The sequence below is a fragment of the Vibrio tapetis subsp. tapetis genome, assembly GCF_900233005.1.
Classification (GTDB): domain Bacteria; phylum Pseudomonadota; class Gammaproteobacteria; order Enterobacterales; family Vibrionaceae; genus Vibrio; species Vibrio tapetis.
In genome coordinates, this window is the sequence record NZ_LT960612.1 from 191,687 (window position 1) to 207,525 (window position 15,839).

Below are 15,839 nucleotides of genomic sequence, written 5' to 3' on the forward strand. Positions count from 1 at the left end.
TCAGCCAGATCCGACTGACTCAAAAAACAATGAACTCAACCTAAAACGCTCAAAAGGCGACCAATAAATTTCATTTTCGTTACAGTACGAATGTTTACAACTGTAACTAATATTCTTTTATTAACCAAAAAACGATCAATTATTTAACAATTAATCCTATTAAAACATAAGCTTAGATCGATGTGATTAAAAAATCAATTGAAAGACGCCAGATTTAATAACTTGATCATTAGTGCTCTAATCATTAGGATCGAAATTAATTTAATGCTCAAGTGAACTTACTTGGGCAATTTTATCGCCACCATCTAGAGCAAAAACTCTGGTGAAACGCGTTGAGTAAGCACGCTTAATAAGCGGCAAAACTCGCGCCATGATCAAGCTGTATGGAGAAACTTAATGTCATCGTTAGCCGTCTATAAAAACTATATAAATGGGCAATACATCTCTAACGGGACTGGTGAAACATTTGAAGTAACAAACCCGGCAACCGGGGAAGTCAGTTACTTAGTTGAAACCGCAACAGACGCTGTTCAACAAGCCGCCATCACCAGCGCAAAATCAGGATTTTCGGTTTGGTCAAAAATGACACCGACAGAGCGCAGCCGCATTTTGTTGAAAGCAGTAGCACTACTACGAGACAACAACGATGACCTTGCGAAAGGCGAAGTGATCGATACCGGAAAACCATGGCAAGAAGCCTCTGTCGTCGACGTAGTGACTGGCGCAGATTCAATAGAATTTTTTGCAGGCTTAGCTCCGAGTATCGAAGGCAATCAACAATCGATAGGCGATGATTTCTATTACACCCGCCGTGAACCTCTTGGGATTTGTGCTGGTATTGGTGCTTGGAACTACCCAATTCAAATTGCCTGCTGGAAAGCCGCACCCGCCCTGGCCTGTGGCAACGCGATGATATTCAAACCCTCTGAAGAAACCCCAAGCGGCGCTCTGCACTTAGCTGAGATTTTTACTCAAGCTGGAGTACCAGACGGTGTGTTCAATGTTGTACAAGGTGATGGCCGAGTTGGCGCTTGGTTAACATCCCATGAAGATATTGCGAAAGTTTCCTTTACTGGCGAAGTGGGTACAGGGAAGAAAGTCATGGCAGCTGCGGCTGGTTCTTTGAAAGAAGTCACCATGGAGCTAGGCGGTAAATCACCACTGATCATTTTCAACGATGCTGATATCGAAAATGCGGTTTCAGCGGCGATGTTAGGTAACTTCTACACCCAAGGTGAAGTATGTACTAATGGCACACGAGTGTTTGTACAACAAGATATTTATCCTCGCTTCATTGAGCGCCTAGTCGAACGCACATCGGAAAATATTGTGTGTGGAGACCCGTTAAATCCAGATACGAACTTTGGTGCTCTGATCTCTAAAGATCATCAGAAAAAGGTGCTGGAATACATCGACATCGGCAAGTCAGAGGGCGCTACGCTCCTAACCGGTGGCACTGCACTTAAACCTGACAATGCGCCGAACGGATTCTTCGTAGCGCCGACCATTTTCACAGATTGCTCCGACGACATGACCATTGCCAAAGAAGAAATTTTCGGCCCGGTCATGTCGGTCCTGACATTTGATAACGAAGAAGAAGTTATTTCTCGTGCCAACAACACACACCTTGGCTTAGCCGCGGCCGTCTTCACTCAAGACATCACACGCGCTCACCGCGTGATACACCAAATTGACGCTGGAATTTGCTGGATAAATGCCTATGGTGCCTCCCCTGCTGAAATGCCAGTGGGTGGTTACAAAATGTCAGGTATTGGCCGTGAAAATGGCAGCGAAACGCTAAAAGCTTACACCCAAATTAAATCGGTATACGTAGGTATGCAGTCACTTGAAAGCCCATTTTAAGGAACGACAATGAGCATCAAACAACCAGATTACATCATTGTTGGCGCAGGCAGCGCAGGCTGTGTATTGGCGAACCGTCTATCAGAGAACCCAAACAACGAGGTACTCCTTTTAGAGACTGGCGGCAGTGACAAGAGCATTTTCATCCAAATGCCGACCGCTTTGTCTATTCCAATGAATACCAAGAAATATGCGTGGCAGTTTGAAACTGAAGCCGAGCCTTTTTTAGATAACCGCAATATGCACTGCCCTCGCGGTAAAGTACTTGGTGGCTCTTCATCCATCAATGGCATGGTCTATGTTCGTGGGCATGCTCGCGACTTCGATGAGTGGCAACAGCACGGTGCCAAAGACTGGGATTACGCCCACTGTCTACCGTATTTCAAAAAAGCAGAAACTTGGTCTTTCGGTGGCAATGATTATCGTGGCGATTCTGGCCCTCTTGGCGTGAACAACGGCAATAATATGAAAAACCCGTTGTACCAAGCGTTTGTCGACGCAGGGGTAGATGCCGGGTACATGGCAACCAGCGACTATAACGCCGAGCAACAAGAAGGCTTTGGCCCAATGCACATGACCGTAAAAAACGGCGTGCGCTGGTCGACTTCCAATGCCTACCTAAGACCTGCAATGAAGCGTGATAACCTCACCGTTGTTACTCACGCGTTAGTTCACAAAGTTCTGCTTGAAGATAAAACTGCGGTCGGTATTCGCTACGAACGCAAAGGCAAAATAGTGGATGTTCGTTGTAACAAAGAAGTTGTGCTTTCTGCCGGTTCGGTTGGCTCACCACATATTTTGCAATTGTCTGGTATTGGTGGTGAGAAAACACTGGCTGACGCAGGCATTGAGCAAATACATGAACTGCCAGGGGTGGGTGAGAACTTACAAGACCACCTTGAGTTCTACTTCCAATTTAAGTGCCTGAAGCCGATCTCTCTAAATGGCAAATTAGATCCTCTTAATAAACTTTGGATAGGCACTCGTTGGATTCTAGATAAGTCAGGCTTAGGGGCAACCAACCACTTTGAATCTTGCGGGTTTATCCGCTCTAAAGAGAATTTAGAATGGCCAGATCTACAATACCATTTTCTCCCAGCAGCAATGCGTTATGACGGCAAAGAAGCATTTGCAGGCCATGGTTTCCAAGTTCATATTGGGCACAACAAGCCTAAGAGCCGCGGCTTTGTGAAAGTCGCTTCAAGCGATCCCCACGTAGCACCCAAGATTCAGTTCAATTATCTACAGCATCAAGAAGATATTGAAGGTTTCCGCGCTTGTGTTCGCTTAACCCGTGAAATCATTAATCAACCGGGTTTAGACGAATTCCGAGGTGAAGAAATTCAGCCCGGTTTATCGATTCAAACTGACGAAGAAATTGACCAATTTGTTAGAAGTGCCGTAGAGAGTGCTTATCACCCGTCATGTTCTTGCAAAATGGGCGAAGATGAAATGGCTGTGGTGGACTCCGAAACCAAAGTACACGGCATTAATGGATTACGTGTTGTCGATTCATCCATATTCCCAACAATTCCAAACGGAAACTTAAACTCTCCAACCATCATGGTCGCCGAACGCGCTGCCGATCTCATCCTTGGCAATGGCATATTAGCGCCAAACGAAGCCCCCGTTGTTATTGCAGATGATTGGCAGACAACGCAGAGATTAAAAGCACCCAAGCGAGAATTAATGACCAGTAAGTAATTACTTCTAAAACAATAACTAAGAATTCATTGCCATCACTTGGGATAACAACTTCGTGATGGCTCTTATGAGGTACACGACCAACCTAGGCGAGATTCGCAAATGGTCCAATTCGCTTTGTTGCGCTTCTTTGGTTCTCACTCTCGATAAAAAGAGGTTTAAGAGCCGATGGCTAAGGCCGTCCTAAAGAAAGCTAACATCGCATTAAACATAAATAAGGATTTAATTATGTTTGCTTGCTATACACACCTCGAGGCCAAATAATGACTACTTGGCTATCCATAGGCATTCTATTTACGTTTGCCGCTATCGCTTTTATTATTTTCCGCTGGGGTAACGTAAAGTGCATTGGGGTAACTCCTGTACGTACCTTTACTTTCATTGCCATTTTGTTCACTTCAGGTCTAGATGTAGGCCTTATCATGTTCCCGCTGACCGAATTTGCAGGCTACGCAGACTTGGCAGCTAGCCCTGAATACTCCTTCACTAACCCGTTAGCCATCGAATTTGGCTTTTGGGCCTTTTTTATCTGGGCTTTTTACTTCCTAACTTGCTTCTACTTCTGCGTTATTGAACCTCGAGTTAAGTTTTTCGAGATCCCGCTGATCAAGTTCGTCAATAACCTAGTAATTATTGGTACTTGTGCGTTCACTTCTTATTTATTACTCGCAAACCTACCATGGTATTTACCAGAAATGGGGGACGGCGAGTCGGTTGTCGTTAGCTTCTACCTAGTTGTGTTTGCTGTTATAGCTATCGCAGTTTACTCCAGCACAAACATCCGCTTTGTTCGTATTTTAAGCTTGGGCAGTAGTTTCTTATTCTTGGGCCTAATTGCATTGATGTGGTCTGGTGCATTCCTTTCTGAAGGCTCAAGTGTTGGTGATTTCTTCACGACCTTTGGCTTGTTAGGTGACTACTTCGCTAACATTCATAAGTTCATCCTGCCAATCAATGACTACCATGAATTTTACCTTTATTGGTGGTTTGCATGGAGCATCATGATCGGCCAATTTACTGCACGTTTCGTCGGTGGATTACGTACTTACCAAGTGCTGATTGCAATGATGGTTGTTCCTTCTTTGCCCATCGCCATATGGTTTACGGTTCTTTATTACTACAGCGCCAACGCAATTCCAATCACGGGTTTCTACAACATGGCGATGGTGTTGGTAGGAGTAACCTTTGTTGTTAACTCATTGGACTCCTTGGTTCGTCTATACACCGACAACCTAAACTTAACCGTTCAACGCTTTGGTAAAACCAAGTACGTATTGGGTAACATCGCTCTATTAAGCGGCTTGACCTTGCTATTCAAGTTGGATTTCCTACAAATCCAATGGGTTGGCGCAACAGCGATTGCACTTATCTTAGGTTGTTTCGGTTACATCATGGCGACACATTACCGTCAAGTTGTTGAAATTAAGCGTTCGCCTAAAGACAACAAAATTGATTTCGGTAAGATTAATTTAGCTAACTAATTCTGCTCGAATTAAGTACTTAGTTAGTTTCACGTAATAAAAAAGAGCAACGCAGTTTCTGTGTTGCTCTTTTTTACAATATTGAAGTTTGGCGGAGGCCTAAAAGCCTTGAGCCCAAAGATCAGATACTGCTCGCCTGTTTTGTCGGCTAGTAATTTCATAGTAGATCACGTAACACTGATTTCTATTCATCTAGTTTATCATACCAATCAGTTATGCGTACTACCGACCGTATAAAATTTAGCAATGTCATTACGTTGTTGGTAGTATGTCTCCACCATTGTTGATGGTTATCATTATCATTTACTACTAAATATTCGATTCCACAAAGCGTTTCACACTATTGTCCTTCATCCAGTTGAGAAAACGGTCTATGAGAAACTTAGAAACTGTAGAAATAAAATCGTTCGTGCCCGCTAAAAACTTTGAGCTTTCTAAGCGTTTTTATCAAAGGATTGGGTTTCAAATGGCGTCAGAATTTGATGGCATTGCCTATTTTAAATCCGGAGTATGCTCTTTTTTACTGCAAGATTTTTATTCGCCGCTTCATTGCAACAATTCGATGATGCACCTGCTGGTTGAAGATGCACAAAGCTGGCATGAGCATGTGTTGTCGCTGAATCTTGTTGAAGAATTTGGCGCGCAAATTTCAGAGTTGGTCAATCAACCTTGGGGTATGCTTGAATTCTGCCTAACCGACCCTAGTGGCGTATTGTGGCGAATAGCGGAAAACAAATAGATTCACGGCTACGCAGCGGTTAACGGGTTTTCTATTCGTAAATATAGCGAAACGTTAGATTTAATCTCGCGGATTTCTCGATCTTAGTTTTCGGCACTGTATGCTGCCAATGGGTCTGCATCTCACCTGCCATTATCAATAAACTTCCTGGAGATAACTCAAAGGTAAGTTTTTGCTTAGTGTGACGATGCTTAACGAGAAATCGGCGTGTTTCACCAAAACTCAGCGAAGCAATCACGGGGTTGGTGCCTAGTTCAGGCTCGTTATCGCTATGCCATCCATTAGAGTCGCTCCCATTGCGATAAAGGTTGGCTAATACGGAGTTGAACCTAGAGCCTGAAACTTGCTCACAACGATGTTTTAAATCGAGTAACAAAGGCGACCATTCGTTTGCTTCCATCAATATATTAGAGTAGCAATAATCACGCTCGCCATACCAAGCCTGTAATCGTGGGATTGGCATGGTTTTTCCAAATAGCGTGATATTGTCATTTCGCCACTTTATTTGCGTCTCTAGTTGGTAAAATAGTTCGCTCGCCTCTTCCTGACTAATGAAATTCGGCGCCCAATATAGGGAAGCGTTTTGCAACTCATGCCAAACATTCGACTCAAGGTGTGCCATTTGCTTCCCTACAATTTCTATTTATCTGAGTTTAAAACTCACCATACTCCAATATAGCCTCTACGCACTGACCTTATCAACCAAATACAAAATCGAGCGATACTCTATGCCGCTGTGTTGTGACAAGCCAATTTCGCAAGTCCGACTGTTGGAGTACCCTTCAATACAGGCCTCCGGTACTTGAGATTTTAAAGGCGCAAGTGCCGATGCGTTTAACTCTGGTGTGGTAAACCCTTTGTCACCTGCGAAACCACAACACATGATGTCCTCTGGGATCACCACTTGTTCTGCGCAACTTTCCGTCACCCTTTGCATGATAGAGGCTAAGCCATTTCGGCGAGAAGTACAGGTAATGTGTAACATAACGGGTTCGGGCTGTTTCTTGATTTTCAATCGTGGCATCGCAAATTCTGCAACAAACTGAAACGGTTCATACACCGATATCTTTTTGGTGAGCGTTTCCTTAGTTAAACTTGCACACGGGCTGGTATCCATGAGTACCGGATATTTTCCCTCCTCTGTTGCTTGCCAAAGTGCTTCTTCAAGTTGTTGTGCTTTGCTTTGTGCGGTTTCCACAAAACCTTTGCTCTTATACGGCATACCACAACATTGGCTGTTGAGATCTTCCGGCATAATAATATCGTAACCGGCCTTTGCAAGTAGTGACACCGTCACATCAACCAAAGGTCGTGAGTCTTGCGCGTTTTGCTCTGTGCCCATGTTACGTGATGCACAGCTAGGAAAATAAACGACTTTATCCTTCCTAACCGATTTAATTTTAAGATTATTCAGCGTTGGCAAGGTTCCTGCGGATAACGGCATGTTAGGCGTCCACAAAGGAATGGAATTACCCGATAACTTTCGCGCAGCGCCCGTTACTGCGGTCATATTCTTAGTCCCCATCACCGAGTGCATCGCATTCGCTGCGCTTAACCCAACACGAGTCGCAGCAGTAATGCCGTCAAAGTGTTTGGCCGTCCAACTTGCAATACGCTTCGCTGTTGGTGAATGTGCTTGACGTAATTTTCGCATCAAATCACCGGTATTGATCCCCACCGGGCAGCGATCGGCGCATAACCCTGTTGCAGCACAAGTGTCGATTCCGTAATACTGGTACGATTTTTCCATTTCTGCTAACCGAACAGGGTCTTCTTGTGTTCGACGTAAACGACTGATCTCACGATAGATGCTGTTGCGTTGCCTAGGCGTTAGCGACAGGTTTCTCGATGGGCACACCGGTTCACAAAAGCCGCACTCGATACATTTATCTATTAGCTCGTCTGCGGCAGGCATCGATTTTAGATCTTTAATATGAGATTGAGTATCGTCATTGAGAATGACACCAGGATTTAAGATACCTGTCTTATCAAAGATACGCTTAATTGACTGCATAAGCGCGTAACCTTCAGCGCCCCACTCTAACTCTACAAAGGGTGCCATGTTACGGCCTGTACCATGCTCTGCTTTGAGTGACCCTTGATAATCGACGGCAACTAACTGCGCAACCGCATCCATGAAATCACTGTAGCGACTGACTTCTTTTTCGGTATCAAATGCTTGGGTAAACACAAAGTGTAAATTTCCAGCCAAAGCATGACCAATGATTATCGCTTCATGGTAATCAAACTGGATAAACAACTCTTGCAACTCTCGTACGGCGGGAGCCAGTTTTTCAATAGGGAATGCCACATCTTCGATGATCACGGTTGTTCCAGTTTCGCGTACTGCTCCGACTGCCGGGAATAAACCTTTACGAATCGCCCATAGTTGCTCACATATCTTTGCATCGCGGCTAAAGTCTATTTGCTCAATTGGACAATACGGAGCGATAAGCGCCAGAGATTCATCAATTTGAGCCTGTAAATCTGCTTCGTTTTCTGCGTGTAACTCAATCAGTAATGCCGCTGCTTCTTGGTTGCCTTCTGCCCCAAGTTTTGCAATGAATTCCGGCATTCCGGGTTTATCTGCTACCGATGCTAACGAACGACTGTCCATCAATTCTACGGCAGCAACCCCTGTTTTACTGAGTTCACTTACAGCCAAGCAGGTGCTTTCTATATCAGCAAATACAAACAAACCTGATGCTTTGTAAACATGGTCAATAACGGTGTTGTAGGTAATATCAGCAATGAAACCAAGCGTGCCTTCTGAACCAATAAGGAGATGCTGCAAAATGTCGATGGATGATTCGAAGTCTACGAGAGCGTTGAGGCTATAACCTGTGGTATTTTTTAATCGATATTTATGACGAATCTTATCTGCAAGATCGGGATTACTCCGACAGCTTTTCGCCAACAAAACCAAATCGTTAAGCATGTCACCATGGCTGGATTCAAAAGCCGTAATACTTTGCTTATCAAGCGTGTCTAATACCGTGCCATCAGCAAATACAACCGTCATCCCCGCTAAGGTCTGATAACTATTTTGCGCCGTACCACAACACATGCCTGACGCATTATTCGCAGCGATGCCCCCGACTTTACATGTGTTAATCGAAGCGGGATCGGGGCCAATTTTTCGGCCATACGGGGCAAGGTATTTATTGGCATCAGCCCCTATTACACCGGGTTGTAACCAAACCTGCTCTCCGCCATTCAGTATTTTGTGATTTCGCCAATTCGTCGTGAGGGTAATGAGAACGGAATCAGACAGCGCTTGACCAGACAGGCTAGTGCCAGCTGCACGAAAGGTTACAGGGATATTGAGTTGATGACACGATTGTAAGGTGTAGATCACCTCGTCGATGTTATCGAGTTGAACCACCAGCTTAGGTACTAATCGGTAAAAACTAGCGTCAGTACCATAAGCTAAGGTAAGCGTTGGATCGGTGATGATGCGTTGTTTGGCAACGCGAACTTCCAATGTTTCTATCAAGGTAGAGTAAGGTAATTGCATGATTGTCTTCCAGCTTCATGAATTTCACCTAGGCATATTGTTATTCATATGTAGCCTAGTTGTTATTACCTTATTCTATCCTGCGTCCTTTATTAGATATATAGCTCTCAATTCACATGTTTGTTGCAAAAAGAATCACAATTAAGCGTTCGCCTCGAACCAATCCAGTTTGCTGTGCAGCTTAGTCACCTCACCAACCACGATTAAAGACGGGCTAATCGCTTGTTGTGCTGTTTTCGCTAACTCTGCAAGCGTGCAAGTAAACACTTTTTGAGAAGCCGTTGTACCTTGTTGAATAATGGCACATGGCATGTCTGATTTTAGGCCGTTTTCGAGTAGCTTCTCAGTAATATGGCCAGATTGTTTCAAGCCCATGTAGAATACCAAGGTATTATTGGGCTGAGCCAAAGAAGACCATTGAATATCTTGACCATCTTTTTGTAGATGCCCGGTAATAAACTGAACACTTTGAGCGTGATCCCGATGAGTCAGTGGAATGCCAGCATACGCCGTTGCACCTGCTGCAGCAGTGATACCCGGGACAACTTCAAACGACAGATTGTTTTCAGCCAAGGTTTCTAGCTCTTCCCCACCTCGACCAAAAATAAACGAATCACCGCCTTTAAGACGTACCACACTTTTACCTTCATTCGCCTTATCCACCAAAATTTGATTGATCTGGCCTTGAGGCACGCAGTGATGGTCAAGTTTTTTACCGACATAAATCAACTCTGCGTTATCGTTGGCGAGCGCAATAATCTCTTTCGAAACTAAGCGGTCGTATACCACGACATCGGCGTTTTTAAGAACGCGATATCCTTTCATCGTCAAAAGATCAGGATCGCCCGGTCCTGCACCAACAAGAGAAACAAAACCGCGTTTACAAGATGTGTGATCGGTAGTCATAGAAGTGCCTAACAGTTCAAATTTGGGTATAAAGAGTAAAACTCAGCGAGGATATCTCTAAACTATGCTTATAGAAACAAAGAGCTTAAAAACAAATTGAATTCGTACTTTTTATAACCAAGTTATTAAATTCACAAACAAATTGGCCTCACCTATAAAGATGAGGCCAATTCTAATTAAGACTGAGTGCGCAGTGCTGGCTCAGATTTATCTGCTGTTTCGTTACCTAGTGACGGTGCTGTTTTTGCATGCGTTAGGTAAAGAGGAATACAAGTAAACACCAAACCACCCACGATGTTACCTAGAATGGTTGGGATAAGGTTGAAGTTCAACCAAGTCGCGATGCCAAAATCCGCACCCAAAATCATGCCCAATGGGAATAGGAACATGTTTACTACTGTGTGCTCAAATACCAAGGCGAAGAAGATGAAGATTGGTAGCCACATTGCTGCAATTTTGCCAGCGACTGAACGTGCCGTCATATTACCGATAACACCAAGACATACCATCAAGTTACAGAAAATACCGCGAACAAAACAAGTGATCCAGCCATCAGCGCCCAGATTTTCAAAACCCACAGTACGAGCAGTCGAAACCGCAATGAACTTTTGTGCCACTGCATTTGGATCAATAGAGAAGTTGTTCGTCAACGAAATAGCGACTAGGAAAGCCACAATCAAAGAACCAATAAGGTTACCCAGACCAACAAGACCCCAACAACGTAAAATACGCCCCCAAGTGATGCCCGGACGGTTATCAAATTTAGCCAACGGCGCCAGACCAAATACACCGGTGACTAAGTCGTAACCCATTAGGCTAAGAATACAAAAGCCAACTGGGAACACAAGAGCGCCCACAATGCCGATGCCAGTTTGAACAATCGTCGTGATTGCTACAACAACCGCCAGCGACAAAATGATACCCGCCATTGTTCCGCGGATCAGTAGATCACGAGTACTGGTTTTGGTTTTGGCTTCACCAACGTCGATCATCGTTTGAACAAATTCAGCAGGTTTTAAAGCAGACATAAGTGTGTCCTTATACAAAAGTTAAAATTAAAAGTTGATAGGAAAAGGCTCCGAATAACGGATGTCGCATCCGAAACCCTTGATCTATCAATTTTTTGAAATGCTAAAAGCTAGGTACTAAAAGCTAAGTAAGAACTTAGAAACTTCGTCTTTCGTACTTCGCTTTTAGTACTTCGCTTTTAGCACTTCACATCAAACACTTAACTCTACCGTGCCTTTTTGAACGCGAGCTTTGTATGCTTTCACATTAAAAAGCTCGTCTTCCATGCACTGGCCTGTTTTCAAATTGAAGCGTTGCTTCTTAAGTGGGCTTGCAACCCAAAGCTCGTCTTTGTGCTGGCAAATCAGACCACGCGACAACACATTGGACTGTGCGAATGGGTCGGTATTGCTGATTGCAAACACTTCTTCAGCGTCTGTTGGGCGGAAGATAGCCACTTGCTCACCATTGAACAAAGCGCAAACTCCAGTGCCAGGAACGATGTTTGCGATATCACAAATTGATTGAAATGCTGCTTTACCGTTTGCCATGATTAAACCTCCGCTACCGTGTCAGTAAGAGCAACATGAAGAATGTCGCCTTTTGCTTCAGGATATTTTTCTGTGTAAGTCGCTGGGCGATGTTGCTCGCGAGCTTCAACAAACTGTACGTTGCTATCACGCTCATCCGAGTTAATGAAATGCGAGAAGCGCGTTAACTGAGCTTCATCATTAATCGTATTGGTCCACTCACAAGTGAAGTTACCAACCAGTGCGGCAACATCTGCTTCAAGCTGATCATTAAGACCTAACTTGTTATCAACAATGACTTCACGCAGGTAATCAACGCCACCTTCAAGGTTATCCATCCATACTGATGTACGTTGTAGTGGTGCTGCAGTGCGGATGTAGAACATCATGAAACGGTCGATGTATTTGATCAGCGTTTCTTGGTCTAGGTCGGTAGCTAATAAATCAGCGTGACGCGGCTTCATACCACCGTTACCACATACGTACATGTTCCAACCCGCATCAGTTGCGATGATGCCAAGATCTTTACCTTGCGCTTCCGCACACTCACGAGTACAACCTGACACACCAAATTTCATCTTATGAGGGGTACGAATGCCTTTGTAGCGGTTTTCGATCAGCACACCAAGGCCAACAGAATCTTGCACACCGTAACGACACCAAGTAGAACCTACACAGGTTTTCGCCATACGAAGCGCTTTCGCGTACGCTTGACCCGTCTCGTAACCTGCGCCAATCAGTTTTTTCCAAATCGCTGGCAAATCGTCTTTTTGAGCACCAAACAAACCAATACGCTGTGCGCCCGTGATCTTGGTGTATAAGTTGTACTCAGCCGCTACGTCTGCTAGCACACTCAGCGCTTGTGGTGTCACTTCACCACCCGCCATACGTGGGATAACTGAATAAGTGCCGTCTTTTTGAATGTTCCCAAGGAAGTTGTCATTAGTATCGTGCAGCTTCACCAACTCAGGTTTTAGGATGTGCTCACCCCAGCAAGACGCTAAGATAGAACCTGCAAGTGGTTTACACACTTCACAACCGTAACCTTTACCGTATTTCTCTAACAGCTCATCGAATGTTTTGATTTCTTCAATGCGGATCAGGTGGAAAAGCTCTTGGCGAGAATAAGCGAAGTGCTCACACACATCGTTTTTCACTTCTACACCCGATTTCGCTAGTTCAGCGTTAAGAACCGAAGTCACCAGTGGAATACAACCACCACAACCTGTACCCGCACCAGTGACTGCCTTGATGTCACCTAATGTATGGTGACCGTCAGCAACCGCTTGAGCGATCTTGCCTTTAGTGACATCAAAACAAGAACAAATCACCGCGCTTTCAGGAAGCGAGTCTGCACCTAATGATGGTTTTTCTGCACCAGCGTGAGCAGGAAGGATCAACGTGTCTGGGTGTTTTGGTAGTTCAATGTTGTTTAACTTAAGCTGTAGCAAGTCGCCGTAATCAGAGGTGTCACCGACCATTACAGCACCAAGCAATTGTTTACCGTCTTCAGAAACGATAATGCGCTTATACACTTCGTCTTCTTCGTTTTGGTAAACGTAGCTCTTACAACCAGGAGTACGACCATTTGCATCGCCGATGCTGCCTACTTTAACGCCAAGCAATTTCAGCTTCGCGCTCATGTCTGCACCTTCAAATTCGCTTTCGTTACCAACTAAGTGATCAACAGCCACCGTTGCCATTTTATAACCTGGAGCAACCAAGCCGTAGAAGGTACGGTTCCATGAAGCACACTCGCCAATCGCGTAGATGTTTTCATCGGTTGTTTGACAATGGTTATTCACCTCGATACCACCACGAGGGGCAATACCTAAGCCCATTTGACGAGCCAGTTTGTCTTGTGGGCGAATACCTGCAGAGAATACGATAAAGTCAGTTTCTAGCTCAGTACCGTCGGCAAAACGCATCACGTTACGTGCTTCGTTTCCTTCTGCGACAATTTCTAATGTGTTTTTACTGGTGTGGACTTGAACGCCCATACGCTCAATTTTGTTACGGAGTTGAAGGCCGCCTTGTTGATCAAGTTGCTCTGCCATCAACACTGGGGCAAATTCAACAACGTGGGTTGTTACCCCTAATGCTTTTAGTGCACCAGCCGCTTCCAAACCAAGTAAACCACCACCAATAACGACGCCGCTTTTACTTTTCTTCGCAGTTGCTTCAATCGCTTTAAGGTCTTCAATGGTACGGTATACAAAGCAGTCTTTGCTTTCGTTGCCCTTAATTGGCGGTACGAACGGGAATGAACCTGTAGCCAGAATCAGTTTATCGTATTGAATCTCGCGGCCAGTACTTGAATAAACCGTTTGGCGTTCGCGGTTGATATTAATGGCACGCTCACCAATTAATACGTTAATACCGTGTTTTTGATAGAACCCTTCTTTAACAAGAGAAAGTTCGTCGGCGGTGTGATGAGAAAAGTAAGACGATAGGTGAACCCTGTCGTACGCCACTCTTGGTTCCTCACAAAAAACAGTGATGTCCAAGGTTTCGGCATCTGTTTTTTCAACCAGATCTTCGATATAGCGATGACCTACCATGCCATTACCGATGATGACTAACTTCATCTTGCTCATAAACGATTCCTGTTAAATATGTGTTTTAATTTACAGAGATTGTCATTTATGAAAGAAAATTATTAAATGATGTAAATCAATTACAGAATCAAACTACCCTAAAGGGGTAGATGGAAAGCCGATAAAAACATCAATAAGGTGTAGATTTACTCAAAAGGCTTCAATAACCTTTTATTTACGATGGTTTAACCCATTAAAAACACATCGATAGCAATCATGAGATCAAGATGAGACATGACTCGTAAAATGTTCTTTTGTTACAAAATAAGCCACCAAATTACAATTAGTCGATTTATTAACAGAAATTCAAATTATCTTGACAGGATTCGATAGATTTACTGTATGATTGCGGTGTAACAGTGCAATCAACTGAAGTAACATAAAAATAGACTATGCCGAAATTTGTCCACACAATTTGGATTACAACCTTCACTTTAATAGCCCTTGTGCTATCGAGTGTTGCCGCTGGTGCGTCCGGCAATCCAGAGTGGGAAAAACATGATGAACCGGCTCAAACTATTGTTGAAATCTTCCATAGCACTTCTGACATCTGCGATAACCAAACCCAGCCTAAATCGAAAGCCAGCGCAAAACATCAATGCTGTAGCTCGATGTGTGTAATGAATTTGCCAACGCCTTCCCCCCTAGATAAGTTAGCAAGACAATCACATTCATTGGCTCTTATTGGTTACGAATTGCAGCCTAAAACGATTGGCCTATCTAAGGCGTTATATCGCCCTCCGATTTTATTCTCCTACAACACCCATTAGCAAAATTTACCACTCGTGACTAATCCAACGACGATTTCGTTGTGTCGCGCTCTGTGGTCATATACAAAATAAAAACGTTTGGAGAAACGATCAAATGAAAAAACTACTGACTCTTTTTACCGCTCTTATGTTGAGCCTTTCAGCACAAGCCGCTCAATTTGAAGAAGGGACTCATTACCAAGTATTGAGCACTCAAAAAGCAACGAAGCCTGTGGTAACGGAGTTCTTCTCTTTCTATTGCCCACATTGCTACAAATTTGAGGGTATTATCGACAACATGACAGAGTCACTACCTGAGAACGTCAAGTTCCAAAAGATTCATGTGGCGTTCATGGGGGCAAAAATGGCCGTTCCAATGGCAAAAGCTTACGCCACCATGGTAGCTCTTGATGTCGAGAAAAAGATGGTGCCTGTTATGTTTAAACAGATCCACGACCTACGCAAAGCACCCAAAAATGAAGCCGAACTTCGCCAAATCTTTGTTGATCACGGTGTAGATGGTAAGAAATTTGATGCTGCTTACAAAGGATTTGCTGTTGATTCAATGCAGAAACGATTCGACAAGCAGTTTGAAGCAAGCACACTAACCGGTGTTCCTGGTGTACTGGTAAACAATAAGTACATTGTTAAGCCAGACAACATCACAAGCCTAGAAGAGTACAACCAATTGGTTAACTTTTTGCTGAAGAAGTAAGATAAATAAGAAGTGATATAAAAAGCCCGC

General features: G+C 44.0%; 12 protein-coding genes. 6 read left to right on the forward strand and 6 right to left on the reverse strand.

Translation table 11 applies throughout. The features are described 5' to 3' along the window. Positions 1 to 396: 396 nt before the first annotated feature. The 4 genes from betB (at position 397) to VTAP4600_RS18030 (ending at position 5,787) form a co-directional block, all read left to right on the forward strand. A complete protein-coding gene (gene betB / locus VTAP4600_RS18015) occupies positions 397 to 1,863 on the forward strand; it encodes a betaine-aldehyde dehydrogenase (protein ID WP_102524188.1) in 1,467 nt (488 codons plus the stop codon). A 9-nt stretch (positions 1,864 to 1,872) separates the two neighbouring features. After that, positions 1,873 to 3,567 (forward strand): choline dehydrogenase, encoded by a 1,695-nt coding sequence (gene betA, locus VTAP4600_RS18020; RefSeq protein ID WP_102524189.1) that lies wholly within the window; start codon positions 1,873 to 1,875, stop codon positions 3,565 to 3,567. A gap of 263 nt (positions 3,568 to 3,830) precedes the next feature. Beyond that, positions 3,831 to 5,048: a BCCT family transporter gene (locus VTAP4600_RS18025; RefSeq protein WP_102524190.1), complete on the forward strand. Its 1,218-nt coding sequence runs from the start codon at positions 3,831 to 3,833 to the stop codon at positions 5,046 to 5,048. A 373-nt stretch (positions 5,049 to 5,421) separates the two neighbouring features. Beyond that, positions 5,422 to 5,787, forward strand: coding sequence for a VOC family protein (locus tag VTAP4600_RS18030; protein ID WP_102524191.1), 366 nt, complete (start codon positions 5,422 to 5,424; stop codon positions 5,785 to 5,787). A gap of 31 nt (positions 5,788 to 5,818) precedes the next feature. Here the strand turns inward: VTAP4600_RS18030 and VTAP4600_RS18035 are convergent, their stop codons facing one another. The 6 genes from VTAP4600_RS18035 to nirB form a co-directional block, all read right to left on the reverse strand. Beyond that, the gene (locus tag VTAP4600_RS18035; protein WP_102524192.1) at positions 5,819 to 6,409 is read right to left on the reverse strand and encodes an alpha-ketoglutarate-dependent dioxygenase AlkB family protein; all 591 of its coding nucleotides are present in this window, start codon (positions 6,407 to 6,409) and stop codon (positions 5,819 to 5,821) included. Between the two features lie 60 nt (positions 6,410 to 6,469). Continuing rightward, the gene (locus tag VTAP4600_RS18040) at positions 6,470 to 9,304 is read right to left on the reverse strand and encodes an FAD-binding and (Fe-S)-binding domain-containing protein (RefSeq protein ID WP_102524193.1); all 2,835 of its coding nucleotides are present in this window, start codon (positions 9,302 to 9,304) and stop codon (positions 6,470 to 6,472) included. Between the two features lie 141 nt (positions 9,305 to 9,445). Continuing rightward, a complete protein-coding gene (cobA, locus tag VTAP4600_RS18045; RefSeq protein ID WP_102524194.1) occupies positions 9,446 to 10,210 on the reverse strand; it encodes a uroporphyrinogen-III C-methyltransferase in 765 nt (254 codons plus the stop codon). Between the two features lie 176 nt (positions 10,211 to 10,386). Beyond that, on the reverse strand, positions 10,387 to 11,238 hold the full coding sequence (locus VTAP4600_RS18050; RefSeq protein ID WP_102524195.1) for a formate/nitrite transporter family protein: 852 nt from the start codon (positions 11,236 to 11,238) through the stop codon (positions 10,387 to 10,389). A gap of 192 nt (positions 11,239 to 11,430) precedes the next feature. After that, positions 11,431 to 11,769, reverse strand: coding sequence for a nitrite reductase small subunit NirD (gene nirD, locus VTAP4600_RS18055; protein WP_102524196.1), 339 nt, complete (start codon positions 11,767 to 11,769; stop codon positions 11,431 to 11,433). A 2-nt stretch (positions 11,770 to 11,771) separates the two neighbouring features. Continuing rightward, on the reverse strand, positions 11,772 to 14,345 hold the full coding sequence (nirB, locus tag VTAP4600_RS18060; protein ID WP_102524197.1) for a nitrite reductase large subunit NirB: 2,574 nt from the start codon (positions 14,343 to 14,345) through the stop codon (positions 11,772 to 11,774). Positions 14,346 to 14,737: 392 nt separating this feature from the next. Here nirB and VTAP4600_RS18065 point away from each other — a divergent pair, with 392 nt between their 5' ends. After that, positions 14,738 to 15,115: a hypothetical protein gene (locus VTAP4600_RS18065; RefSeq protein ID WP_102524198.1), complete on the forward strand. Its 378-nt coding sequence runs from the start codon at positions 14,738 to 14,740 to the stop codon at positions 15,113 to 15,115. 94 nt (positions 15,116 to 15,209) lie between these two features. Next, entirely contained in the window at positions 15,210 to 15,809 is a 600-nt protein-coding gene (locus VTAP4600_RS18070; RefSeq protein ID WP_102524199.1) for a thiol:disulfide interchange protein DsbA/DsbL, read from the forward strand. The last annotated feature ends 30 nt before the right edge of the window (positions 15,810 to 15,839 follow it).

Bases quoted from the DNA above. Each gene is read 5' to 3' on its own strand.
- VTAP4600_RS18050 (WP_102524195.1), bottom strand. From the start codon at position 11,238: ATGTCTGCTTTAAAACCTGCTGAATTTGTTCAAACGATGATCGACGTT.
- VTAP4600_RS18070 (WP_102524199.1), top strand. From the start codon at position 15,210: ATGAAAAAACTACTGACTCTTTTTACCGCTCTTATGTTGAGCCTTTCA.
- VTAP4600_RS18025 (WP_102524190.1), top strand. From the start codon at position 3,831: ATGACTACTTGGCTATCCATAGGCATTCTATTTACGTTTGCCGCTATC.
- VTAP4600_RS18035 (WP_102524192.1), bottom strand. From the start codon at position 6,409: ATGGCACACCTTGAGTCGAATGTTTGGCATGAGTTGCAAAACGCTTCC.
- VTAP4600_RS18030 (WP_102524191.1), top strand. From the start codon at position 5,422: ATGAGAAACTTAGAAACTGTAGAAATAAAATCGTTCGTGCCCGCTAAA.
- betB (WP_102524188.1), top strand. From the start codon at position 397: ATGTCATCGTTAGCCGTCTATAAAAACTATATAAATGGGCAATACATC.
- nirD (WP_102524196.1), bottom strand. From the start codon at position 11,769: ATGGCAAACGGTAAAGCAGCATTTCAATCAATTTGTGATATCGCAAAC.
- VTAP4600_RS18065 (WP_102524198.1), top strand. From the start codon at position 14,738: ATGCCGAAATTTGTCCACACAATTTGGATTACAACCTTCACTTTAATA.
- nirB (WP_102524197.1), bottom strand. From the start codon at position 14,345: ATGAGCAAGATGAAGTTAGTCATCATCGGTAATGGCATGGTAGGTCAT.
- cobA (WP_102524194.1), bottom strand. From the start codon at position 10,210: ATGACTACCGATCACACATCTTGTAAACGCGGTTTTGTTTCTCTTGTT.
- VTAP4600_RS18040 (WP_102524193.1), bottom strand. From the start codon at position 9,304: ATGCAATTACCTTACTCTACCTTGATAGAAACATTGGAAGTTCGCGTT.
- betA (WP_102524189.1), top strand. From the start codon at position 1,873: ATGAGCATCAAACAACCAGATTACATCATTGTTGGCGCAGGCAGCGCA.